This window comes from Dyadobacter sp. AC419 (genome assembly GCF_979253085.1).
Map to the genome: position 1 here is coordinate 40,466 of NZ_CEEDCD010000003.1, position 24,469 is coordinate 64,934.

Genomic DNA, 24,469 nt, shown 5'->3' on the forward strand with positions numbered 1-24,469 from the left:
TTCCGGAAACCTGATAGCTTTGCGGAATAATTATAACACACTATTAAAATGAAACATTCTAAATATGTCTGCAAAACAGAAGATTCCTTCTGGGTTTTTAAGTTTAAAAGTGAAGGGTCGAAAGGTTTAGTTCAAAAAATTGTCCTGTATACAGAAACTGGTTCCGAAAATGTTTACAATCTAGGGTTCGGCGATTATGATCCTGAAACTGGCAGCATGAACGACATATCTGTAACAAATAATGGAGATAGTGCCAAAATTTTAGCGACTGTTGCTGCCACAGTATACACGTTTACGGAAATACATCCAGCAGCATGGATCATGGCTTCTGGAAGTACCGCTGCCAGAACAAGGCTATATAGAATGGGAATCACCAATAACCTATCAGAAATCTCTGAGCATTTTGCTATATTTGGTTATAACTATCAAGGAAACTGGGAATATTTTGTAGTTGGAAAGACATATGAAGCATTTATGATAACGAGAAAAGAAAACGACGACACATTATGAAAACACATACAACAAGTAAGGGGGTAACTGTCATTATAGACAACTCATTGAAAAAATTCAAGGGGCAGAATTTCTTCCCAGAAAAGCTAAAAAGGGCAAACGAGATTTTAGCCCAAGCGGGTGTACCAGATTTTTAAAAAGCTTAAAAACAAATAATAAAGTAAATCAAAAAGACGCACCACATTGATGCGTCTTTTTTGATTACCCTAGCTTACTCCTCTTCCCATAATCCCCAATCTCCTTCAACAACCGCGTAAGCACCTCGCTCGTATCCAGTGCGAGCAACGCATACTTACGGCTAAGATTCCATTCATCTGTTGGGCGGAGATAATGTCGGAGCATTTCATTGAGCATCCGTTCGATTTCGATCAGGTCAACATCTTGGTTAAGATAGTTGCTCGGCGGCTCCTCGGCTGCACTCTGGCGGATTTTTCGATTTTTGATGTGTGCATCTTACTCTTTATTGGACGTTTTGTGTTGCAAAAAACAGTGCCGCACTTGCCGTTGTCCAACCCGAGTAAGGCAATGGTGTTCAAACCATTACGGTAGTTACGACACCGTTCATTGGTGTACGCAGCATTATAAGTGCCGACGAATGTTGACGACGCATTAACAGCTTACTCGGGAAATTGGACGCTGTAAACTTACTGGGTTTGGTGGAAAAAGCAAAAAGAGTGCTTCTTTTCGCTTATCGAGAGATTCGGATCATTGCGATAAAACTTGCATGTGTACGTACAATTCCCGTACATTTACAGCACCATACTAAATGACCTCACGCAAATGAAAACTCCCATTTAAAGATCGAATTGATGTGCGAATTAGTAAAGAACATAAGGAATTGATCAAATACGCTTCTGAATTAAGCGGATTTAAAAGCTTGTCTGAGTTTATCGTATTTTGTGTGAAGACAGAAGCGAACAAAATTATTATGGAAAACAACAACATTCTTCGAACTATTGAGAGATACGAAGATTTTTGTCAATGCCATACTGAATCCTCCGGCCCCCAATGCAAACCTGATAAAAGACGATGCAGAATTATCAAAAATTCATAAATGATAATGAGATATCTGATCACCAGGTTGCTGAATGAGCATATAAAGAAAGATTTTGACTGTGGAAATTCGCTGCTTCAATAACTATCTAAAAACGCAAGCAAAGCAAGATGTAAATAGGGATTTGTCTGCGTGTTTTGTTCTGATTGATGATAACAATGTGGTTAAAGGTTTTTATACACTTTCAGCAAGTGCAGTAAATAAAGAAATGCTCCCCGTAGAGTTAGCAAAAAAGCTACCTCCATCTTACCAGAAACGCTGCCGACAATCTGTACTGGGACGATTAGCTTGCGATAATAGTATCAAGGGTCAGGGTTATGGTGAAGCTCTGTTGATGAATGCGCTTAGAAGAAGTGTTGAAACCTCCGAATCAGTCGGTTCACTGGCCTTGGTTGTAGATCCGATTGACGATCAATCAAAAAGTTTTTATAAGCGATACGGATTTATCCTGCTTTCAGGCACTGGCAAAATGTTGCTACCAATGAAAACAATCAAATCCTCCTACATAAATTAGGTTTTTTATCTACTCTAAAATCCTGCTCTACTCCACCCTTCAAACACCTTCTTTTGAAACTTCGTAGGATTCTTCATCGGCATAATGGTGAACAACTTCACCGTCTTATCACTTCCTGCAACTTGTTTAGGCTCTGTTTCAATGTCCAATCCCGCATAGCCAAAATACTTCTTATAATCCGGTTCAGCGGTTGTGTAAATGTAAGTGAATAGCTCGTCCAGCGGCTTCCCTGCTACTTTTGTGATCGTTTCTCGGAGTTCGTTTTCGGTGAAGCCTCGTTTTTTGGATTTGTAGAAATCTTTGTAAAGTTTCCGCATGACGTCGTCGAGGGACTTTTTGTTTTGGGTTTCGTGGCGGATGGCGAAGTCGAAGAGGAGGCCGACGATGGGGCCTTTTCGGTAAACGGAAATGGTTTGATCGGCTCCTTCGCCGGTTCGGCCGAATGGGCCGTCGGACCAGGTTTGGGCACTGGCCTGGGACAGGGATTGGTGCAGGCGGCCGGGTTTGTTTTCTACTTCGGCAATGTGGCTTCTGTAAGATTCCAGCATTTTTTCGGTGGTGATGAGGCCGGCTTCTTTCATGATAATAGGCTCATAGTAAACCGTTAAGCCTTCCGAAACCCAGAGCATATTCGTGCGACTTCCGTTTTCATAATCAAATGGTCCGAGCTCTATCGGACGGATTCTTTTTACGTTATAATGATGAAAATATTCGTGCGTAATGAAGCCCAACATTCCTTCCCAACCCCGCGAATTCAACTGATCTCCGCTGAAACTGATTGTGGTAGAATTCAAATGCTCAATGCCGCCCTGCCCGGGGCCGATGGCGATGAATGTGTAATGTTTGTAGGGAATATCGCCGATTAAAGCGGAAGCCTTTTCGACGACTTTCTTGATGTCGGTCATGAATTTGGCTTTATCAAAATCACCTAATTTATAGCCAATAAACCGGTGTGGAATGCCCTTCACTTTGAATGCAGGCAGTTCTTCGAGGTTTCCGATCAGGAACGGGCTGTCGTATAGAATGTCGAAGATCCGGTGCGGAATAGGTGAATTGCTTTTTCAGGAATGGAATCCAGGCCAGTTGCTACATTGTGCCAATCCTTATAAGGAATGATCGCCACTTCTGCCCGCGTATCAATCTTTTGATCCGGATACATAAACATGCTCGCAGGCGTAATGTAAGCATGTGCGCTGTCGAGATAGCTGGTGGCGACGAATTTCCGGGTGGTTTTTACGTCGTAATCGATGGTTAATGTGCTTGCTTTTTTGGTGTAAATCACCCAGCCGGTTTTGCCCGAACGCTTCCAATCTATGGCATTGCCATTGGAATCTTTAACTTTGAACTCATTGACATTAGATGCGTAATCCATTAACTGATAATACCCTGGCGTCCAATCGGGCAATTTTAAAACCAGACTATCTGCCTTTTCCGGCTCGTAGTTTAAAGTTACGTGAAACGTGTGGCTGGATGGGTTATCCATTGACACGGCGTATTTCATCGGCTTCTGGGCAAAAGCGAGGCTGGTTGCTATGGAGAGATAGCAGATTAGTAATTTCATCGGTGTTTTTTGAGGTTATCGGCCGACTCCCGCTGCTGTCTTTGCTTTGGGAAGATCTTTTCTTGGAATTTTCTGATCCAGTTGTGCAGTGTTATAGACGAATGCGGCAACAACGACGGCCATTTGCTTCAAATCATCCATGACAAGTCGCTCGTACGTGTCCATATTGGTGTGGTGCGTTCGAGAACCGTATTCAATGCCATCCTGAATGAATTGGAAACCGGGCAATCCCAAGGCGTCGAAACTCTGGTGATCCGTTCCGCCGGTGTTGCGGAAAGTGACGGTCGGATGATCGATAATGTCGGAAAACGGTGCCAGCCATTTTTCAAAAATCGCTCTTGGGCCTTCGTTTCCTTGCAGATAAATTCCGCGGATTCGTCCCGTGCCATTATCAATGTTATAGTAAGCCGAAAGCTTTTCGTGTGCCGGCAAAAATTTCATGGTCTGCGGATCGCCAAACGTGTTTTTGACATAAGCACGTGAGCCGTGTAATCCCTGCTCCTCACCCGACCAAAGCGCAATGCGAATGGTTCTTTTGGGTTTCAAGCCGGATGCCTGCAAAATCCGCACGGCTTCGAGCATGACCGTGCAACCCGCAGCATTATCCGTCGCGCCGGTTGCTGAATGCCATGAATCCAGGTGACCGCCGAGCATAACCACCTCGTCTTTTAGTTTGGGATCAGTGCCGGGAATTTCGGCGATTACATTGCCGGTTGTAAGTTTTTTGTCAAAAAATGAAGTCTTTGATTCCGCTTCTAATGTTACCGGAACGCCACTTTCAATGAGTCTTGCCACCAGTCCTGCATGCTCAGGTGCCATTTCAAATGCGGGCCCGGCTAAGGGTGCATCCCCTTTGTAGGATGCGCCGTTGCTGGTGAAGAATGTGCCGTGCTTTCCTGATCTCCCTGCGAGTTCGAGGCTGATATTTTGGGCTTTCATGGTGCTGACTACCCGGCTGCGGAAACTGCGCATGGTGCGCATGCGTTCGGCTTGTTCGGGTGTGAAGTTGCTTTGACCGAACGGCTGTGAGTTGGTCATTTTATCCAAATCTTCCGTTGTATAGCGCACTGCGTCAGGCTTGAAAGATGGATCGGTGTCGGCATTGCCTTTTACCAAAACGATCTTTCCCGTCAGTTTTCCGTCCGCATATTTTTTGAGATCTTCTTCATTCTGAATGTTCACGACCACAACCTCGCCTGTTATCGTCCCTTTTGTGCCGGAAGTCCAGGCTTTTGGAATAGCTATAAAGGGCATATAATAAGGCTTGGTCATCGCCAGATAGCTTTTTTCAACCTGCCAGCCTTTTCCAAATTCGCCCCAATCTTCAATGCGCGAGTTTTGCAAACCCCACTTTTTCAACTCACTCACCGACCATTCCGCAGCTCTTTGAAAGCCGGGAGAATTGGTAAGGCGCGGGCCGGAAACATCAGTCAGCTGATGTGCAATTTCTTTCACTTTGGAATTTTCCATGCCCTCCTTTCGGATTTTGGCGATGGCAGCCTGATCCATTTCCTGAGCAAGAAGAAGCCCAGGACAGAATAGCAATGAATAAAATATCTTTTTCATAGGAGCTGATTATATTTTTGCCGGGGGCCTAAGCCCCCGGCAATCAATTGAGATAGATTTCTTTAATTTATTTTTTCAATTCTTCATTTCTCTTTTGCCGGGGGCTTAAGCCCCCGGCAAGCTATAAGAATTAGAATACAGAGCTTAGATTGCTTTTAATTCTGGCAATCTTAAATTCTAAGCTTTAATCTCTTTTTTAGCAATGATATAATAAACTGGAATCCCCAGCAGCACTATAATCAATCCTGGCCATGTATATTCTGGCTTGTAAATGATGAGCAGAATGCAGAATGCGAGGCCCATTATAATGTAAATGATTGGCAGAAATGGATAGCCAAATGCTTTGTAAGGCCTCTCCGCATCGGGTCTCTTTTTTCTTAGGATGAAAATCCCGACGATGGTTAGCATGTAAAATACAACCACTACGAACGAAATCATATCCAGCAGATTACCATATTTTCCGCTCAAGGCCCAGAGCGATGCGATCACACATTGAATCCAAAGGCCGAATTCAGGAACGGAGTTCTTGTTAAGCTGTCCTACTTTGCTGAAAAACAGTCCGTCTTTGGCCATTGAATAGTAAACCCGAGCGCCTGACATGATCAGACCGTTGTTACAGCCAAATGTTGAAATCATAATCATTACTGCAATAATGATCGTTCCCGAAGTGCCAAAAATGACGTGGGAAGCGGTTACGGCGACGCGGTCCTTGTCCGAGGCTGCGATTTCCTGCAAGGACAAAACGCCAGTGTACATGACATTGGTTAGCAAATAAATCACCGTCACAATGATGGTTCCCAGCGCAAGGCTGAGTCCGATATTACGCTGCGGATTCTTGATTTCGCCAGCAATGAAAGTTACATTATTCCAGGAATCACTGCTGAAAATCGAGCCCACCATGGATGCGGCTATGGCTCCGAAAGCTGCGATCGTGGTGTAGGATGCAATGCTTCCGTCGACGTTCAGTTTATGCATGTCCCACATGGTGGCTGAGTCCCAGTTGGCAGCCCAGATCTCAGGTTTCATAAATAGTAAGCCGAAAACGATCAATCCCAATAAGCTTAAAAGCTTAGTTAACGTGAATGTAGTCTGGATAATTTTGCCGCTGTTGACGCCGCGTGTATTGATGAACGTTAACAACACAATGACGACAATGGACAGTAACTGGGCGGGCGTTATTTGTAAAAATCCGAGATCGACGGCCACAATGTCTTCGCTGAACTGGGGCAATAAGTAAGCTGTGAATTTGGCAAAAGCCACGGCAACGGCTGCAATTGTAGCGGTTTGTATAACGGTGAAAAAACTCCAACCATACAGGAAGCTGATCAGCGGATTATAGGCTTCTTTGAGATAAATATACTGGCCGCCGGCTTTGGGAAACATGGCGCTTAACTCGCCGTAACTCAGTGCCGCCGTGAGCGTCATAAAACCGGTGATTAACCACACAAACATGAGCCAGCCCACGCTCCCGGTGTTGCGCGTAATGTCCGCGCTTACGATGAAAATACCCGATCCGATCATACTGCCGGCAACGAGCATGGTTGCGTCTACAAGACCTAATGAGGGTTTAAATGCGGTTTTTTCCGGGACGGATTCTACTGACATAAAAGATTTTTAGGTTAAAAAAGGCAGGTTTCAACTCTTAAAGTACGCTTTTATTTGAAACTATAAAATTTCCACTTTGTTTTGAAGTCGCGCGTCACGGGCTGATTGATTAATGTGGCCCTTACCATCTCAATGGGCATATTATTTTCCTTCATAATGGCGTCGTGGAAATCCTTGTATGTCATTTTTCCGCTGTCGACGAGTTCATTTTTGAGGCTCAGGATCTGCAAGCCGCCGATGAGATAAGCCACCTGGTAAAGCGGACTGTAACTGCCTTCGAACGACCGGCGCACTTCGCCTTCTGCATTCGCGCGTTCGTGACCCACCCGATCCACCAGAAAATCAATGCATTGCTGCGGGCTCCATTTGCCTAAATGATAATTGAGCGAGAAAATAATCCGTGCACAACGGTGCATCCGCCAGAATAACATCCCGATCCGCTCCTCAGGCGTTTTGGCAAAACCTTTGTCATACAGCAGCAATTCCCAGTAAAGCGACCAGCCTTCCGTCCAAAACGGCGTCCTGAATTCGCTGCGGTAAGCCTTGTAACGGCTGTTCATATAATATTGCAAATGATGCCCCGGCACGAGTTCGTGATGCACAGTGGCTCTTGAAAAATAAGGGTTGTTACCGCGCATGCTCATGAGCTTATCCTCGTGCTGCATGGTGTTGGTGGGATAGGAAATGATAATGTCGCGACCGCCCAGGAAAAACGGGTTAATGAGCTGTCGTTCAGGCGTCATCATTTGCATTCCCCAGGTTTCGTCAGCGATTTCTGGATAATCGATCAGGTTGTTGGCGGTGATGAATGTTTTAGCGTCGTCGTAGAGTTTCAGGATCAGTTCTGGCTGGGTTCCAGCTTTTACGTAACTGTTTTTAACCTTTTCCTGCGCCTTTTTCCAATCATTCCCAAAACCCATTTCCTGCGATGCTTTCAGTAATTCCTTGTCACACCATGCAAATTCTTTGTTGGCCAAATCGATCAATTCATCCGGCGTATAACTGATCATTTCTGCATCCAGCTGGCGGATCAGCTCATCGCGGCCGATGGGAACGCCCTTAATGCCGCTGTTGTCGTCCTTTTGCGTTGTGGTAAGCTTGCCTTTGCTTTTGATTGTTTTGGCATAAGCATTCAAAGCGCTGTCCAAGGCTTCGTAAGGCTCTGGAACCCACCATGAAAACATCGGATCATAACCTTTGTAAAAATCGTAAGTGCTCTTTAACCTGGATTTTAATCCAGTTACCGCCTCTTGGCCGCGTTCTGCCAGCGGCATATCAATGCTTTCTGTTTTTTTGAATGCGTCGGATGCTGTTTTTACTTCTTTCAAAATATCATTCAGCTGACCCGCAACTGCTTGTCCGTCAACGGTTGCGCCGCGTCTCCGGCCTTTTTCCAATGCGTAGATTTTATCCGCAAAAGGAAAATAGGTTTTTACCGCACTGTATTCTTTCTCTTCTTTGGATAATGTCAGCAAATCATCCTCAATGCTTCTTTTTAGCAAGATATAATCCACTTTTCCATAAATGCTCATCGTATTGAAATCGAGCTTGGTGAGCTTATCCAGATAACTTTGATCGACTTCGCGAAGGCGCTTCCGTTGTTCGGGTGAATTCAGGACACTGCTAGGCGCGCCGAAACCGCCTCGTCCGCGCTCCATAGGCGAGTAAAAAGAGCGGATCGCTCGGGTGTCCTGCCCGTATTGAATGATGAGGCCGGCTGTTTCGCTGGTTTGTTCGTAGAGGTTAAATTTGCTTTGGGCAAAAGTTTTTGGACTAAAAATCGCTGCGCTTATCAGGAAAATAAGGCACAAGAAAGTTCTGTGGTTGAAAAGTTTCATCCAGGTCTGATTAAGGTTTAGAAAAAGTCTTTTAAACAAAAAACCCGGACAGTTCCGGGTTAATTATATCGTTCAGGATTGTAAAGTTTGATGTCGGCCGACAATGCAGATTCGTTGGCCAGTTCCGCCACCATTTTGCCAGTTGCCGGTCCGAGGCTGATGCCCATCATGCCATGACCACCGGCGACGATGAGGTTTTTCAGTTTTTTGCTGTAACCCAGATAAGGCAGCCCATCCGGCGAGCAAGGCCGGAAACCATACCAGATTCTTTCTTTGCCGGGAACAGCCACATTCAGCTCCGGATAATATTGCGGAATGGAGTTTACGATCCCTTCCACGCGATTCATATTAATGTTGTCGTTCACCGCCGCAAGTTCCATCGTGCCGCCGAACCGCACTTGTCCATTCATCGGCGTAACCGCAACGCGGGCTTCGATCAGCAATGCAGGATGTTCGATTTTATGCTCAGCATTAGGCTCCATGAAGGAATAACCCTTCCCAGGCATGACGGGAATTGACAAACCTGCCAACTTCGAAAGCTCAGGAAGCCAGGTTCCGCCGGTCATAATAACCAGGTCGCCTTCCACCGTTTTGGTTTCGGTTTGAACGCCTTTTATTTCTCCGTTTTTTATATCAAAACCCTTAACCTTCGCATTCAAAATCAACTCCGCGCCTTGTGCTTTAATGTATTTCAAAAGCTGCGAAAACAATGCGGTCGGGTATAAATGTGCGTCGCAATGATAATGCACTGCGCCTATCACGTCCAGCTGAATGTTGGGTTCGATGGCCTGAACTTGCTCCTTAGTAAGCATTTCAATGTCCAAACCGAGCTTTTGACCGTCCTTGGCCACATGGATTTCTTCTTCTCCGGCTTTCTCCGTTTTGTAAAGCATGAGAATGCCTTTTTCTTCCAGTCCAAAATCAAAACCTTCCTCTTTGGCCAGATCTTCGTAAAGCTGCTTACTCAGCAAATGATAATCACGCAGATAAGGCGCGGCGCGTTCCACATTGGCAGGCGTGGCGCTTTTCATGAATTTCAAACCCCATGAAACCAGCGACCAGTCGAGCGAAGGTTTTACATAAAACGGACTGCGGCTGTCGAACATCCATTTGATGCCTTTGGAGATCATGCCGGGAGCAGCCAGCGGAATAAAATGACTTGGAACGATCATTCCAGCATTGCCTTGCGAGCAATTATCCGCCAGATCGCCCTTATCGATCAACGTCACTTTCCAGCCACTTTTTAACAAATAGTAAGCCGAGGTCAACCCCATAATCCCGCCGCCGATTATCGTGGCTTTTCCCTTATTCGTCACATCCATATTGATAAAACTGCCCTAAATAACCTGGAATCCAAATGCATATGGATCTTCCTCGTCGTCGATGATGATTGTATTGTAACCCGTCACAACCGCCCAGCCTTCGATGCCGGGAATGATTGCGGGCTTATCTCCTATGGTCACTTCGTCTTCAACGGTTCCGGTGAATTTGGAACCGATAATGCTTTCGTGAATGAATTTGTCGCCTTTTTTGAGCTTTCCTTTTGGCATGCCATTGCGCCATCCGCGCCGAAGTTCCGGTTCCGCAGGGAGATCTGTCAATAGCTTTATCCCCGTAGAACACGGCATTGCGGGCAGTGGAAGTTTCGTCCAAAACGGCACCAGCCCAAAGGAAATGGCTTAATCCATTGATATGCTCGTTTTCCGGATGGACGAATTTGTATTTTTCATTCATCCGCTGACGGCAAACGCGGCTCCAACTAATCAGCTGATCGGCCGTGTAATGTTCGATGCCTTTGAAATTTTCCTGCGGGTCTACGATGGCGTAAAAGTTGCCGCCGTAGGACACATCCACTTTCAATGCGCCTAGTTCAGGACATTCCACTTCCAGATTTTCAGCTGCCAAAAATGATTTTATATTGATCAATTTAACAGATTTCACCCTTTTGCCTTCCTCCACATATTCCACTAAAACCAAACCGGCCGGCGTTTCAAGGCGCAGCTTACCGGGCACTTTTGGGGTTACTAACCCTTCCTGAATGGCAATGGTGACGGTTCCAATGGTCCCGTGGCCGCACATTGGGAGGCAGCCGCTGGTTTCAATGTAAAGCACGCCAATGTCATTTTCGGGATCGACGGGCGGATACAGAATGCTGCCGCTCATCATGTCGTGGCCGCGTGGCTCGAACATTAACCCTTTTCTGATCCAGTCAAATTCTTTCAAAAAGTGAAGCCTGCGCTCCATCATACTATTGCCCTGCAAAAGCGGGCCGCCACCGGCCACCACCCGAACGGGATTCCCACAAGTGTGCGCGTCGATGCAGAAAAACGTTTTTCTCATTACAAAGCCTCCTTCGTTAGCTCATTATTAACCGTCCGCCAGATTCCGAGTGGGTTGGCATTTTTTAATTCTTCGGGTAAAAACTCATCCGGCCAGTTTTGAAAGCTCATGGGACGTACGAAACGCTTGATCGCGTCCGAGCCAACTGATGTAAACTGACTGTTGCTTGATGACGGAAATGGTCCGCCGTGGTGCATGGATTTGCAAACTTCAACGCCGGTCGGGAAGTTGTTGAACAAAATCCGGCCGCATTTGTCGGTCACCAAGCCGATCAGCTCTTCATTTTCAGCCAAATCTTCGTTGGTTGCCAGCAATGTGGCTGTCAATTGTCCGTGCAGTTTTCCGCCGACGGAAATCACTTCATCGATGTTCTCACATTTAATGATCAATGCAAACGGGCCGAAAACTTCTTCCTGCAATGCATCATTGTTCAGGAATGTTTGCGCGCTTACCGTGGCAACCGTCGCGCCGCCTTGTCCTTCCAAGACTTCCGTTTCGGTGACCGCAAGAATTTCAACGCCGGGTTGTGTGGTTAGTTTTTTGCATCCTTTTTCATAGCTTTCTGCAATGCCTGCGTGCAGCATATGGGAAGGGGCAATCTTTATAATTTCTTCTTCCAATGCATTTTCAAATGTTTCCAATGCAGGACTTTCGATGGCAATGACAATGCCCGGATTGGTGCAAAACTGGCCTACGCCCAATGTTAATGATCCTGCATATTGTTTTGCCAATTCAGCCGCCGAAGCTTCCAATTTATTTGGCAATAAAAACACAGGGTTAACACTGCCCATTTCGGCAAAAACCGGAATTGGATCAGGCCTTTTTGCAGAAATCTCAGCCAATGCAGTTCCGGCGCGGTAAGAACCTGTAAATCCAACCGCCTTAATGATCGGGTGGCTTACCAGAAACTGCGATTCCTCATTGGTTTCGAAATAAACATGCGAAAAAGTGCCTTCCGGGAAACCGCTTTTCTCAACACCTCTCGCGATGGCCTCAGCCATGATCCACGAAGTTTCGGGATGGCCGGGATGCGCTTTTACCACAACCGGACAACCTGCCGCCATGGCGCTGGCCGTGTCACCGCCCGCCGTTGAGAATGCAAATGGGAAATTGCTCGCACCAAAAACAGCTACGGGCCCTAATGCAATGCTCGTTTTACGAATATCAGGCTTAGGAGGCGTTCTCTCTGCGTTCGCCGTGTCAATGCTGGCATCAAGCGGAGCACCTTTTTCCAATGCATCGGCATAACTTCTCCATTGAAAAATAGTCCGTGCTTTTTCGCCGGTTAAGCGTGCTTCGGGCAGGTTTGACTCTGCTTTTGCGGTTGCAATGAGTTCAGGACCAATGGCTTCTATCTCGTCTGCAATCGTCCGCATTAATGCCACGCGCTGTTGGATCGAATGTTTTTTTATGATCACAAAAGCCTCAAGAGACTTTTGCAAGATGGCTTCCAGTTGTTCTTTTGAAGTTGTCATGGGCTGGTTAGGATAATTTCTGTTTGTAAAAGTCGCAAAACGAATGCGAATCCAGCTTTAAAGTAAAGCCGGATTGCGCAATGCGACAATGTTATGCAACAGAAACTTCCGAAGACAAATTCAAATAATCCGGCAAAGCAGGCTGAGTTGCAATGGCTTGATCAATGATCGCAAGCACTTTTTCACGCTCTGCGCCTTCCAGAACCAATCTTGGTGCGCGAACGAATTCTGAGCCTATGCCTGCTTTTGTAGCGGCAAGTTTGATGTTTTGAACCAGTTTTGGATGAATGTCCAGTTCAAGCAAAGGCAAATACCAACGGTAAACGGCCAATGCTTCTTTGTATAATCCGGCTTTTACCAGGTTGAAAATCGCAACGGTTTCTTTCGGGAATGCATCCACCAAACCGCCTACAACGCCGTCGCAGCCTAGCATTACTTCTTCCATAATCAATGTATCCACACCGCAGAAAACCTTGAAACGGTCTCCGAAACGGTTATAAAGGCGGGTAACATTGCTTACGTCGCGCGTTGATTCTTTGATGGCATGCACATTCGGAACCTTTGCAAGCTCTTCAAACATGGCCAGCGTCACTTCAATTTTGTAATCCACCGGATTGTTGTAGATCATCAATGGCAATGAGGTGCTTTGCGCGATGGTTTTGAAATAAACAACCGTTTCGTGGTCGTCTGCTTTGTAACGCATCGGAGGCAACACCATCAGACCGTCTGCACCAGCAGCTTCGGCTTCTTTGGCAAGACTTACCGCTTCGGCAGTCGACTGCTCGGCGATACACACAACGATCGGGAAATCCTGGGCAACAATGCTTTTTGCATATTTTACCAATTCCACTTTTTCCGCTTTGGTCAATGTGCTTGCTTCGCCCAGTGAGCCAGAAACGATCGCGCCGGTCACGCCTGCTTCGATCTGCACTTCCAGATTTTTACGGAAAAGATCAAAATCAATGCTGTCGTCTGATTTGAAAGGCGTTAGCAACGCCGGAAATACACCTTGCCAGGATTCCTTGTTCATATATTGATTGTGTTAACTATGAAAGATCTGATTTTTTGTCAAAGTTAATTGTTGGTCACCCGCTAAACATTTCAGGTATTAATCAATAATATACGAATTTTAACATAAAACCGAATCCGGCTTCAAGGTTTGTTTTCTACGAATACGACTTGCGCTCGATCGGCTTTTCTCACCTTTTTCAGGAAGTCGATCCAGGCAGGAAAATCCTTGGCATTGTAGCGACCGCCGTTCATAACGACCTTCCGGGAGCACAGGAGCTTGTTGTTTTCCAAAATCGTTTTGGATTCATAAGTTCCGAAAACCGAATTGATCTGAAAAGAAGGCAATGTGGTTTCCAGTTTATAATTCGCGGGAATGACGTAAGACACCGTGTCAGAATCGGTAAAGTCGTAGACAGAGCCGGGCAGATAAAAGTCCGTAGTCCGCTCCGAAGTTGCAGGCAATTCAAATCCGCGGCTTAATAATGTGGGTTTGATAAAAAGTCGTGAGCCCGTTTTGGTGGCGCAGTTGCGCACATTCAGGGATAATTTCTCGGTAATAGTCGGTTCTGCTTCCCGGCCTTCGAGAAGTTCGAAACGCTGTAAATCCAGACTTGGTAAATTGATCTGGTTCATGAGCCATTTCTTTTGCTCTTCTTTATTCCCGTTGTGAAAAACACTGTTGCGCGATTCCTGCTGCAAGCCTGCATATAATGTATGCACTTCCACTTGTCCGTTTCCGCCTTCGTCCAGATTCACATTCGCGCGACTTTTCCGTGTGTTTTGATGTGATTTGTAAACAGGCGTTTGCACCAGCTTCCCGCCTTCGGGCGTGACGAGCAATGCATAGCGGCTGCCTGTGAATGTGCCCATGAAGTTGGGCGTCGTGGTCTGGCTGGTGCATTCGAGCCACATCGTGTCTTTTGCAACTACGGCGCAGGCGATGACGTGGTTGAATTGGCTGCTTGGGAAGTCTGATTTGATTGTTAGGTCGTCCCCAGCTTTTATCAGTGCCGTATAGGAAGCAATTCCAACTTGCCGCAACGCTGCGACAGTAAAGTTGCTCAATGCTTTGCAATCTCCAAAACCTTTGCTAGCAACAGTCTTCGCATCTATTGTCTGCCAGCCGCCGATTCCAAGCTGAATGCTTACATAACGGGACCTCGTCTGCATCCATTTGTATATTTTTTCAACTTTCTCCCGATCAGACTTTGCGTTTGCTACAAGCGACATAATCTCGGCAATGGTAGCAGGCGGAAGCACGTCGCGTCCTGAATTTAAGGTGTAGTAGAATTTACCTAAATCTTGCCAGGTGTCGAAATTTCCTGTGTAGTCCTGCACTTCGAATTCGGATGGCGCCGCCATGACCATTGGAGTGGATTCCTCCAATGGCAGAGGATAAAAATCGACTTCTTTTGGCCTGAAATAATTTTTGACGGTCCATTGATAAACGTCTGCTCCTTTCGCAGTTTTGGACTTTACAACAGGCGGAATGTTATTGTATTCACGATAACGAAGGTTATAACCCGCAGGCTTTTTTATTGTGTATTGCGCCTGCTCCACCGCAACATTCACATCGCTAACAGGCGCCCAGGCAGGAAATGACATTAAATTTCTATCTCTCGTTTCAAAAACAAACTGGACGGTGTAGGGATATGAATAATTTTTTTTACCAAAATCAGCAAGTTTCAGCCTTGAATCGGAAATAATGTCTTCCGCCACTCCGTAACCATAGTCAACCATTTCTGATGTCTTCATCTTTTTTAGCTGAACACCCTTGGAGTCAAATATTTTTGCTTCAAAATCAATGATTTTAGTGAACTTGTCATAGGCGACAACCATGTGCGCCAGTGCATCCTCCCCTTTTTCATTCAGGATCGTGATCACTTTGTTTCTGGAATAACGCGCTTCCCCTTTTGATTCCAAATCCCAAAAAGTTTCATCTAATCTGACAACGGCATCTGCTTTTTTGAGCATTTCGGCGTCGACCCTGGCAATGTCAAAATCGCTCTGTGCAAAGACATTAGCAGCCAGCAAATTGAGTAAAACCAAAAAGCCCAGAATCCGGATTCGATTTGTCTTCATCAACTCAACCATTTACTTTCTTTTTGATAACCAATTGTTGCGAATGCTTCTTTACGATGCGCTCGAAGAACTCTCGCAGATCAGCATATTCTTCTCGCGAAAATTTATACTTGTTGAGCATGACTTTGCTACTTACCTGAATAACATTTCCATCCTGCTTTATCTGAAACAGAAATTTAGCGGCATTACCCGGTAATGTTATCGACTCTGCTTTGGGAATCTCCTCAACAGTGTAGCCATCGGGAAGCTTGTATTTCCCTAAAAACGAAGTGGTAAGGCTTGTTGCAAAGTCGAGCGGATAAATTCTCTCTGATGATTTCAAGGGGTTTTCCCGCATCCCAGCCGCCATCATAGGGTTGAAATACAGCGTTCCAGGAGTCAAACTTTCGTTTTCTGCCTCGAAATCGCATTTCGCATTAACTGCCGCTTCCAGCTTTTCTGATTTATTTGAAACGATCAGATTTTGAATTTTCCACTCTGGAAAGTTGGTCTTGAAATCGTCTGTATACGTTTGTTCAGATTCTTGTAAATACTTATCTCGCCAGTCAAGCGCATTGTACCCGCCCATGGAAACATTATATTGACCTTTGACTATTCCTTCCTCAGGTTCGATCTCAGCATCAATGATTTGCAGCTCGCTTCGTGAATCTTTGGGAACTAAGTCCAAAAAATAGCCAGGTTTTGATTTAGGAATTACCCGGCCAAATCCATTTAGCGCATCTTCGGGAATCGTGCCAGCCCGGGTGTATTTTTGAGTTGCGTCGAGCAAATAATCTACGCTATCTATTTTGACCAGACAAATTACGTAGTTAAAGCCCTGGAATGAGGGGAATTCCTTAATAACCCGCCCATTTGATCGCGTGCTCAAAATGACCGGATGCGATTCAAGACCAATTTCCCTCATTAGGTTAATTAGTAAAAGATTAATTTCTGCCGCGCCACCCTTTTTATTTTCGTAGGCACTTTTTACGCTTGGTGCTGTCGAAAGGCTGCTTGTTTTATCCCATTTCATAGTCTTTTGAACATGAGAAAAGGCAAGATTCATTTTTTCGGCTGCATTGATCTTATCAGACATTAGTGAATCCAAAGTCTGTTTGTCAAAGATTTTAAGACTCATTTCTTTGCCAAACCAGGGTGCACTTTTTAGCAAGTCATCCACCTCATCCCAGGTTTCCGCAAAACTTTCTTTAAAAAGACCTGGAATTCTGTAACCAAAAAGTTCAAAGCTAACTTTCGAAACATAATCCATAGCGGTGGTGATGTAGGGCTCATCAAGGAAGGCGGGGGCATTTCTAACAACGAAGCGATATGCATTTCCAGTCCCGTTAAATGCCGTGTTATTAAATAATAGATCAACTTTCTTCGACTCATTAATGTACAATGGCAGATAGCCGCCCATTGTTATGTGATATTCGAGAAAATGCGGGATAGTCAGTTTATATTCACTCCACTTGGTTGGCACTGAGCCCTGGAATGCCCATGGCTCAGGTGTATTGCGAACGGATAGCGGGGTGGTCAGGGTGTAAGCATACTCGAACACAGAACCCTTTTTAACATTAGGCAAATTGAATTTTTTCACCCACATGGCGTCAGCAAGCTTTTCATTCCGGACTGACTTCTTGTCCAAACTGCTTACTATAATTTCATTATTTTCAAGATTATATGTGTTGCCAACTAAGTCCTCTACTTTCTCTTTTCCGGCAATTTTGATCCTTCATAATATGGTATTGACACTGTGGCGCGACTTAATGCTGACTCTTTCAATATCCTGACTCGGATCCAGATCTTTTTCTTCATGACAAGACCTCTGAACGAGTCGTAGCCAAATGTAACTTCGCCGTAGTCATAGAGATAAACCGCCTCTGCAGTGCTGTCAATTAACTCAACCTGCATGCCCAGATCCGCCTTTTCTATTGTGCCAAACTTCGGCTTAAAATCATCTTGGGCAGCGACATTAAAAGATAGAAAAGTGAGCATGGATAGGACGCAAACCCTCCACAAGACAACGCAGGACAGCCTGCACTGAAGTAAAAAATGAGTCATGCAACGAATAGAGAAAGAGGTAGAATTAATATGCATAATTGCAGCATTAATTTGATTTTAGCAAAAAATTTGTAACTGTTCGTAGATTTTTTTTCACTCAAATCGGCCCAAATGCGAAAACAGATTTTAATGCCTATTTTTGCACCAAAATGAAGCTTTGCTTTGTTCAATAATTACCTATTCCTGCTAACCCGGAACATTAACATTTAACATTATTATGTCATCTTTCGAAAATGGAAGTCCACTTCTGCGTCCTCGTGGTCGGTTGTGGCAATATGGGCGCTTCCCATGCATTTGCGTATCATTCGCTGGACGGTTTTGAGATCTGCGGAATCGTTTCAACCGGTAAAAGCAAGGAGGTTTTGAATGAAAAACTCGGCGGCGGATATGCCCTTTTCAGCGATTATGAAACGGCATTGAAGGAAACCAAACCGGATGCGGTCTGCATTTCAACTTACCCGGACACGCATGAGGATTTTGCTGTAAAAGCATTGGAGCACGGCGCGCATGTTTTCATCGAAAAACCACTTGCTGACACCGTTGCTGGTGCTAAGCGCGTGGTGGAAGCTGCGAAAACGGCTGGCAAAAAAGTGGTTGTAGGCTACATTCTGCGCGTGCATCCTTCCTGGGAGCGGTTTGTTGCCGAAGCGCAAAACCTGGGCAAGCCGCTCGTAATGCGTATGAACCTGAATCAGCAAAGCCACGGTTACATGTGGGGCGTTCACCGGAATCTGATGAAAAGCCTGAGCCCGATTGTGGATTGCGGCGTACATTATATAGATGTAATGTGCCAGATGACACGTTCGAAACCTTTGCGCGTGAATGCCATCGGTGCGCGATTGACGGAAGACATTCCTGCTGGAAATTACAATTATGGTCAGCTTCAAATTTGGTTTGAAGATGGTTCTGTGGGCTGGTATGAAGCCGGCTGGGGACCTATGATCAGTGAAACTGCGTTTTTTGTAAAAGATGTGATCGGACCGAAAGGAAGCGTTTCTATCGTGGCGAAAGATGCGGGCGGCACTGGAAAATCATCTTCCGTGGAAGCACATACGAAGACGGAATCCATTCGCGTGCACCATGCGGACCTGAATGATCAGGATGAATTTACAAAACAAGATTCCTGGATCAACCTCGAAGACGAGCCGGATCATCAGGAGCTTTGCAACCGCGAGCAGCGTTATTTCCTAAATGCGATCAAAGACGACTTTGACCTAACTGACCACTTACAGGATGCGGTTACAAGTTTACAAATCGCGTTCGCTTGTGACGAGTCTGTGAAGACAGGACGTACCGTAGATCTGGTTTAAATACTTAAATCTCCACAAAAGCCTTGTTACGCTTCGGTTTTATAACTGAAAAGTAACAAGGCTTTTTTTTAGTAAACAAGTGATTAACTAATTGATTCCGAGCAAATATTGATCAAACCTAGCTGAATTTATGCAAACGTTTGCACAGAAAATTCAATTTTTTATCTGATCGTTATTCGAAATTTATTGTTATTTATTATAATATTGCAACGTGTTTTTAAGACTTTTAAAAATCCCCAGTCGACTCGCTTATGTAGTGCACGTTTTCAACGATTAGAAGTCACGCAAAAAACTGAGATAATTACACTCTGACACCTCCCATTAAAATAGAATTGTTGCATTGCGTTTTGCAAATCCAAGTTCACTAACGAGTATTTAACCGGACCTTGAAACTGTCAAAGCCAAAATTGCGCGCTTTCTAAAATTGAATTAATTAAATAATAACCATAACTTAATAAATATGTAACAAGCAGATTGCTCACCTTTAAACTACTAATTTATGATGAACACAAAACCCGTTTGCTAGAACTCGAATAGAAACATTATCCATTGCCAAGATTATATGAAAAACGTTTAACAAAATTTTAACTACATGAAAAATACCGATACCAATCAATGGGTCTTCCGGATGCGGAATATCCGAAATGCCTTATTTCTACTACCCGCTCTCTCGAGCCCGATGCTGGCAGTTGCCAATACGAACATTGCCACAGGAACCATTGCAAATATTAAGATTGATAAAACACTTAAAGGAAAAGTAACCGATAAAGAAAACGGTGACGGACTTCCTGGCGTGAACGTCGTTATAAAAGGATCCAGCACTGGAACAACAACTGACGGAAGCGGAAATTACACATTACAAGTGCCTGACGCGGGCGCGACGCTTGTTTTCAGCTTTGTAGGTTACATCGGCCAGGAGGTTGAAGCGGGAAACCGCACCACACTTGACCTGGCTTTGGAATCAGATTCAAAAGCGCTTAGCGAAGTAGTCGTTATCGGTTACGGTACCGCTAAAAAATCTGACTTAACAGGTTCTGTTGGATCCGTTAAAGAAGATCAGTTGAAAGAGCGTCCGGCACCGTCTTTGAACCAGGCTCTTCAGGGTAAGGTTTCCGGTGTACAGGTGAATGTGAACTCAGGACGTCCGGGTGGTCGTGCTAACGTTCGTATCCGTGGATTTAGCTCAATTAACTCTTCAAACAACCCATTGTACGTGGTGGATGGTGTAATGCTTCCGCAAGGAAACCAAAACCAGCAAAGCCAGGCGATCGACTTCATCAACCCTAACGACATCGTGTCTGTTGAGGTTTTGAAAGATGCTTCTTCTACTGCTATTTATGGTGCAAGGGGAGCGAACGGGGTTATCTTGGTTACTACCAAAAAAGGAAAAGCGGGTGAAGGCGTTGTGACTTACAACCTGGACCTTAGCGTTCCGACTGCGGGACCAAAGAGAGCGAAAGTTTTGAACGCGAGAGAATATCTTGCGGTTGAAGATCTTGCTTATGCCAACATTGCAAAGTATGACCCTGCTGGATGGGCTGCCGGAAAATACGCTCCGCAAAACCCGAAAGTACGTCGTGCTGCTTTGAACGCTGCGCATCCTGACATTTTCACAGTTGATGCTGCCGGTAATTTCATTCCAAACTATGATACTGACTGGTTCAAAGAAGCTACGCAACATACTGTTTCTCAAAATCACCAGCTGGGTTTCAGCGGCGGTAACAACAAAACAACTTATTCGCTGTCGTTGAACTATCGTGACGATCAGGGTTTGATCAAGACATCTTTCCTGAAACGTTATTCAACTCGTTTCAGCATTGATGACCAGGTTAAAAAATGGTTGAAAATCGGAGCTACATTGAGCTACAACAACCAGGCTGAAAACCTTGTCGATATCAATGATGCTGTTCCTCGTCAGATGGTGGAAGATTTTCCTTTCCTTCCTGTTAAATATCCAGACGGAACTTATGCCAACAACCGTGATTATCCACAGGCAGAAGGTGCTTTCAGTTCTGTACACAGATTGAACGGTCGTAAGTACAACCAGAATACACAAACTACATTGGGTAGCTTGTATTCTAACATTACATTGGCTCCTGGCCTGGAAATGCGTTCTGTATTGGGTGTGAACGTTTTGACTCAAGAAATCAACGAATCACAAACACGTACATTGGCGATCGGTGAATCTGGTACGGCTGGCAAAAACAACAGAAAAGAAACTTTCTGGTCTTTTGAAAACTACCTGACTTACAACAAAACTTTCAACGCGATCCACTCGATCAATGCACTTTTGGGTATTTCATGGCAGGAAACGAACATTTCGACAACTGGTGCGAGCGTTCGTAACTTCTCAACGGATTACTTTGGTTTCAATAACTTAGGAGCTGGTGCAACATTGCCGGGTGTTGGTTCTGGTGCGGGTCGTTTTGCGTTCAACTCTTATTTCGGACGTATTAACTACGCATTGAAAGAGAAATATCTTTTGACTGTAACAGGCCGTATCGATGGTTCATCTAAATTCGGTGATAACCACAAATATGCTGTATTCCCATCTGCTGCATTGGCATGGAAAGTGTCTGATGAAGAATTCCTGAAAGGAAACACGCTGATCTCAAACTTGAAATTGAGAACAAGCTACGGTTTGACTGGTAACTCAGAAATTCCTTCTTACTCTTCTTTGTCTTTGTTGAGCTCAAACTACGCAACAATCTACAACGACGCACGTTTCAACGGAACGGGTATCAACAGACTTGCTAACCCTGATTTGAAATGGGAAAAAACAGCTCAAACTGACGCAGGTCTTGAAATTAGCTTCCTGAAAGGCAGAATCTCTCTTGAAGCGGATTACTATTACAGAAAAACCACAGACATGCTTCTGGATGCGCCGGTTCCACGTACAAGCGGTTACGCGGTTATCAGAAAGAACATTGGTTCAATGGAGAACAAAGGAGTTGAGCTTGCTTTGAATACGACTAACATCGAAAGAGCAAATTTCTCATGGAATACCAACTTCAATATCTCGTTTAACAGAAGCAAAGTATTGTCATTGGCAACGCCTTCTGACATCTTCGGTGTGGGTGGACCTGGTATTACAAACCAAACAAGCATTATCCGTATCGGAGAGCCTGTTGGAGCGTTCTGGGGCTTGACTCGTCTGGGTGTATGGAGCGAGGCTGAAAGAGATGAGGCTGCTAAATTTACCAGCTATCGTAACAACCTTAAAATGTTGCCTGGTGATATCAAATACAAAGATTTCAATGGTGACAATGCAATTACAGATGCGGATCGCAGCATTATTGGTAACGGTAGCCCAAAAGGCTGGGGAACTTTGGCGAACACTGTTCGTTACGGAAACTTTGACCTGACTTTTGACATGCAGTTCTCTTACGGAAATGATGTAATGGACATGAACCTGCACGCAAGTGAAGACCGTGTTTCTATTGCAAACAGCTACGCAACTGTATTAGGCGCATGGACTCCTGAAAACCAGAATTCACAAATTGCTGAAATTCGTGAAACACGTGCGGGTTACGTAACAAACGTAGACACACGCTGGATCTTTGACGGTTCATTCCTTCGCGGCAGAAACTTGCTTTTGGGTTATGCTTTCCCATCGGATATGATCAGCAAAATCAAATTGAGCAGACTGAGAATTTATGTTTCAGCTCAAAACTTCTTCTTGCTGTCTAAATACCCACATGGCGACCCTGAGCAAACACCAATCCGCGGTGGAGATTCTGACAACGTATTCTCACAAGGTATGATCTGGCACAGCTATCCAAAACCAACCACTTACATGGCTGGTCTGCAGATCGCGTTTTAATGAACAGGTTAAACTTATTTTAATAAACAGACATTTAATATGAAGTTATATAATTTGAAAAATTTAGGAACAGCACTTCTTTTCGGCGCAATTCTGCTGGGACCGACGAGCTGCTCAGACTTCCTGGACGAACAGGATCCATCCAACCTTACACCGGAGAGTTTTTATACAATCCCTGATCACGCGGAAGCTGCTGTTGCGGCAACATATGCTGGTCTCAGATTTTATGGAGACGGCGCCGGGATCTTCTCTGCTAACTGGCAATTGCTGGAAGCAGTAACAGGAACTGCGACGACTGAAACGGGACAGAACTCCGATTTAAACAACCTTTATTCGTTGACTTACGACGGTAACACGGCGCATATCAACAACTGGTGGAACGGATTGTATCGCATTATCGCAAATGCGAACCTTGCTCTGGAAAAAATCCCGACGATTCCTTTCCTTGCTCCTGCAACGCCTGCTCAGCAAACAAAACTGATCGGTGAAGCACGTTTCTTGCGCGCATGGGCTTATTTCAATGCAGTTCGTCTTTGGGGTGATGTGCCTTTGGTAACAAAACCACAAACTGCGACTTCGGAAGACTTCCTGGCCAAAAGAGCGCCGCAAGAGGAAGTTTACAAATTGATCGTAGAAGACTTGTTAGCTGCTGAGGCTGCCGGACTTCCTGTTTTCGAAACAAGCGGTCGTGCTACGCAAATGTCGGTTAAAGCTTTGCTTTCAAAAGTGTATCTGACAATGGCTGGTTTTCCATTAAGCAAAGGTGCTTCGCATTACAAGCTTGCTGCTGACAAGGCTTTTGAAGTAATCACTTACTCAAAAGCAAATCCTTCAACAGTGAACTTGTTCCCTACTTACAAGGAGATCCACACAGAATCGTTGAAAAACAGATTGGAGCATTTGTTCCAAATCCAATACAACGTAACTGTTGCTGCGTTCCCATTGAATGATTACTTCCCGAACTTCAAGGCTGTAACATACGCTGGTCCTGGTGGAACAGGAAGCACAATCCCTACGCTTTCATTCTACAATTCTTACGAAAAAGGTGATTTGCGTACAGTTGATCAGGAAGGCTGGTTCTACACAACGTATTATACCAATGGTGACGGAGCGAAGTTTGACCTGGGTGCACCTTATGTGTTCAAGCATTTCAACCAAGCTGCATTAGGAGCTCCTGGCGTTACAGCAACACGTAACAACAACCTGAATGTGAACCTGATCCGCTATGCTGTAAGTTTTGCTGATTTATGCAGAAGCACAAAACGAAGTTGGCGGCCCTACTGCCGAAGCATATGCAGCTTACAAAAGAATCCGCGACCGTGCTAAGTTGACTACGCCTGCATTGGGCACATTCACACAGGCATCGTTCCGCGAGGCGGTTTGGAGAGAGCGCTGGTATGAATTCGCTTACGAAGGCATCACATGGTTTGACATGGTGCGTTTGCGTAAAGTGTTCAACGAAAAAACAAAAGGATTTGACAATTTCGTTGGTCACCTTAACCTGAACGTAGGATCTGGCGTTGCATTACAGGAAAAACATTTGCTGTTCCCATTAGGAATCCAGGAAATGAAAAACAACCCTGGCCTGACACCTCAGAACCCAGGTTATAATTAAGATCTGAATTTTCATTTGCGGGAGCCAGTCCAGTTTTGGGCTGGCTCTTTTTTTATGCAATAAGCAGAGCCGCAGCAACGTAATTAAAGCTAAATTGAAGATCTAATCGATTCCCGGACGAG

The 24,469-nt window shown here is 45.0% G+C and carries 17 protein-coding genes and 2 pseudogenes; 7 read left to right on the forward strand and 12 right to left on the reverse strand.

Annotated features, from left to right (window positions below):
* Window positions 1–48: 48 nt before the first annotated feature.
* The 4 genes from AC0IYG_RS00465 (at window position 49) to AC0IYG_RS00480 (ending at window position 2,078) form a co-directional block, all read left to right on the forward strand.
* Entirely contained in the window at window positions 49–510 is a 462-nt protein-coding gene (locus tag AC0IYG_RS00465) for a DUF6934 family protein (protein ID WP_471709072.1), read from the forward strand.
* Entirely contained in the window at window positions 507–647 is a 141-nt protein-coding gene (locus AC0IYG_RS00470) for a hypothetical protein (RefSeq protein ID WP_471709073.1), read from the forward strand. Before AC0IYG_RS00465 ends, AC0IYG_RS00470 begins: the two co-directional genes overlap by 4 nt.
* A gap of 674 nt (window positions 648–1,321) precedes the next feature.
* Window positions 1,322–1,564 (forward strand): type II toxin-antitoxin system TacA family antitoxin, encoded by a 243-nt coding sequence (locus tag AC0IYG_RS00475; protein ID WP_471709074.1) that lies wholly within the window; start codon window positions 1,322–1,324, stop codon window positions 1,562–1,564.
* A gap of 61 nt (window positions 1,565–1,625) precedes the next feature.
* Window positions 1,626–2,078: a GNAT family N-acetyltransferase gene (locus AC0IYG_RS00480; protein WP_471709075.1), complete on the forward strand. Its 453-nt coding sequence runs from the start codon at window positions 1,626–1,628 to the stop codon at window positions 2,076–2,078.
* A gap of 14 nt (window positions 2,079–2,092) precedes the next feature.
* Here the strand turns inward: AC0IYG_RS00480 and AC0IYG_RS00485 are convergent, their stop codons facing one another.
* From AC0IYG_RS00485 to AC0IYG_RS00540, 12 genes and pseudogenes are all read right to left on the reverse strand, one after another.
* Entirely contained in the window at window positions 2,093–3,046 is a 954-nt protein-coding gene (locus AC0IYG_RS00485) for a M61 family metallopeptidase (RefSeq protein ID WP_471709076.1), read from the reverse strand.
* A 32-nt stretch (window positions 3,047–3,078) separates the two neighbouring features.
* Window positions 3,079–3,639 carry a M61 family metallopeptidase gene (locus AC0IYG_RS00490; protein ID WP_471709077.1) on the reverse strand — a complete coding sequence of 187 codons (561 nt, stop codon included), beginning with the start codon at window positions 3,637–3,639 and terminating at the stop codon, window positions 3,079–3,081.
* Between the two features lie 15 nt (window positions 3,640–3,654).
* Window positions 3,655–5,205, reverse strand: coding sequence for a M20/M25/M40 family metallo-hydrolase (locus AC0IYG_RS00495; protein ID WP_471709078.1), 1,551 nt, complete (start codon window positions 5,203–5,205; stop codon window positions 3,655–3,657).
* Between the two features lie 177 nt (window positions 5,206–5,382).
* Window positions 5,383–6,810, reverse strand: a complete 1,428-nt coding sequence (locus tag AC0IYG_RS00500) for an APC family permease (protein ID WP_471709079.1) — start codon at window positions 6,808–6,810, stop codon at window positions 5,383–5,385.
* 50 nt (window positions 6,811–6,860) lie between these two features.
* Window positions 6,861–8,648 (reverse strand): DUF885 family protein, encoded by a 1,788-nt coding sequence (locus AC0IYG_RS00505; protein WP_471709080.1) that lies wholly within the window; start codon window positions 8,646–8,648, stop codon window positions 6,861–6,863.
* Between the two features lie 59 nt (window positions 8,649–8,707).
* Window positions 8,708–9,970 carry an NAD(P)/FAD-dependent oxidoreductase gene (locus AC0IYG_RS00510; protein ID WP_471709081.1) on the reverse strand — a complete coding sequence of 421 codons (1,263 nt, stop codon included), beginning with the start codon at window positions 9,968–9,970 and terminating at the stop codon, window positions 8,708–8,710.
* Window positions 9,971–9,985: 15 nt separating this feature from the next.
* Window positions 9,986–10,988: pseudogene (locus tag AC0IYG_RS00515) on the reverse strand (4-hydroxyproline epimerase).
* Window positions 10,988–12,463, reverse strand: coding sequence for an aldehyde dehydrogenase (NADP(+)) (locus AC0IYG_RS00520; RefSeq protein WP_471709082.1), 1,476 nt, complete (start codon window positions 12,461–12,463; stop codon window positions 10,988–10,990). Before AC0IYG_RS00520 ends, AC0IYG_RS00515 begins: the two are co-directional and overlap by 1 nt.
* A gap of 91 nt (window positions 12,464–12,554) precedes the next feature.
* Window positions 12,555–13,493 carry a dihydrodipicolinate synthase family protein gene (locus AC0IYG_RS00525; RefSeq protein ID WP_082217070.1) on the reverse strand — a complete coding sequence of 313 codons (939 nt, stop codon included), beginning with the start codon at window positions 13,491–13,493 and terminating at the stop codon, window positions 12,555–12,557.
* Window positions 13,494–13,615: 122 nt separating this feature from the next.
* Window positions 13,616–15,556: a DUF3857 domain-containing protein gene (locus AC0IYG_RS00530; RefSeq protein WP_471709083.1), complete on the reverse strand. Its 1,941-nt coding sequence runs from the start codon at window positions 15,554–15,556 to the stop codon at window positions 13,616–13,618.
* A gap of 4 nt (window positions 15,557–15,560) precedes the next feature.
* Window positions 15,561–17,183, reverse strand: coding sequence for a hypothetical protein (locus tag AC0IYG_RS00535; protein ID WP_471709084.1), 1,623 nt, complete (start codon window positions 17,181–17,183; stop codon window positions 15,561–15,563).
* A 56-nt stretch (window positions 17,184–17,239) separates the two neighbouring features.
* Window positions 17,240–17,533, reverse strand: coding sequence for a hypothetical protein (locus tag AC0IYG_RS00540; RefSeq protein WP_471709085.1), 294 nt, complete (start codon window positions 17,531–17,533; stop codon window positions 17,240–17,242).
* Window positions 17,534–17,832: 299 nt separating this feature from the next.
* On the opposite strand from AC0IYG_RS00540, the gene AC0IYG_RS00545 reads away from it, so the two are divergent.
* The 3 genes and pseudogenes from AC0IYG_RS00545 to AC0IYG_RS00555 all read left to right on the forward strand — a co-directional run bounded on the left by AC0IYG_RS00545 (window position 17,833) and on the right by AC0IYG_RS00555 (window position 24,347).
* Complete coding sequence (locus AC0IYG_RS00545; RefSeq protein WP_471709086.1) at window positions 17,833–18,909, forward strand: Gfo/Idh/MocA family protein; 1,077 nt, start codon at window positions 17,833–17,835, stop codon at window positions 18,907–18,909.
* 592 nt (window positions 18,910–19,501) lie between these two features.
* Window positions 19,502–22,732 carry a SusC/RagA family TonB-linked outer membrane protein gene (locus AC0IYG_RS00550; RefSeq protein WP_471709087.1) on the forward strand — a complete coding sequence of 1,077 codons (3,231 nt, stop codon included), beginning with the start codon at window positions 19,502–19,504 and terminating at the stop codon, window positions 22,730–22,732.
* 39 nt (window positions 22,733–22,771) lie between these two features.
* Window positions 22,772–24,347: pseudogene (locus AC0IYG_RS00555) on the forward strand (RagB/SusD family nutrient uptake outer membrane protein).
* The last annotated feature ends 122 nt before the right edge of the window (window positions 24,348–24,469 follow it).

What these genes read in the sequence shown, in the direction of transcription:
- AC0IYG_RS00465 (WP_471709072.1), top strand. Translation starts at nt 49, where the DNA reads ATGAAACATTCTAAATATGTCTGCAAAACAGAAGATTCCTTCTGGGTT.
- AC0IYG_RS00470 (WP_471709073.1), top strand. Translation starts at nt 507, where the DNA reads ATGAAAACACATACAACAAGTAAGGGGGTAACTGTCATTATAGACAAC.
- AC0IYG_RS00490 (WP_471709077.1), bottom strand. Translation starts at nt 3,639, where the DNA reads ATGAAATTACTAATCTGCTATCTCTCCATAGCAACCAGCCTCGCTTTT.
- AC0IYG_RS00495 (WP_471709078.1), bottom strand. Translation starts at nt 5,205, where the DNA reads ATGAAAAAGATATTTTATTCATTGCTATTCTGTCCTGGGCTTCTTCTT.
- AC0IYG_RS00500 (WP_471709079.1), bottom strand. Translation starts at nt 6,810, where the DNA reads ATGTCAGTAGAATCCGTCCCGGAAAAAACCGCATTTAAACCCTCATTA.
- AC0IYG_RS00505 (WP_471709080.1), bottom strand. Translation starts at nt 8,648, where the DNA reads ATGAAACTTTTCAACCACAGAACTTTCTTGTGCCTTATTTTCCTGATA.
- AC0IYG_RS00510 (WP_471709081.1), bottom strand. Translation starts at nt 9,970, where the DNA reads ATGGATGTGACGAATAAGGGAAAAGCCACGATAATCGGCGGCGGGATT.
- AC0IYG_RS00520 (WP_471709082.1), bottom strand. Translation starts at nt 12,463, where the DNA reads ATGACAACTTCAAAAGAACAACTGGAAGCCATCTTGCAAAAGTCTCTT.
- AC0IYG_RS00525 (WP_082217070.1), bottom strand. Translation starts at nt 13,493, where the DNA reads ATGAACAAGGAATCCTGGCAAGGTGTATTTCCGGCGTTGCTAACGCCT.
- AC0IYG_RS00530 (WP_471709083.1), bottom strand. Translation starts at nt 15,556, where the DNA reads ATGAAGACAAATCGAATCCGGATTCTGGGCTTTTTGGTTTTACTCAAT.
- AC0IYG_RS00540 (WP_471709085.1), bottom strand. Translation starts at nt 17,533, where the DNA reads ATGCTCACTTTTCTATCTTTTAATGTCGCTGCCCAAGATGATTTTAAG.
- AC0IYG_RS00545 (WP_471709086.1), top strand. Translation starts at nt 17,833, where the DNA reads ATGGAAGTCCACTTCTGCGTCCTCGTGGTCGGTTGTGGCAATATGGGC.
- AC0IYG_RS00550 (WP_471709087.1), top strand. Translation starts at nt 19,502, where the DNA reads ATGAAAAATACCGATACCAATCAATGGGTCTTCCGGATGCGGAATATC.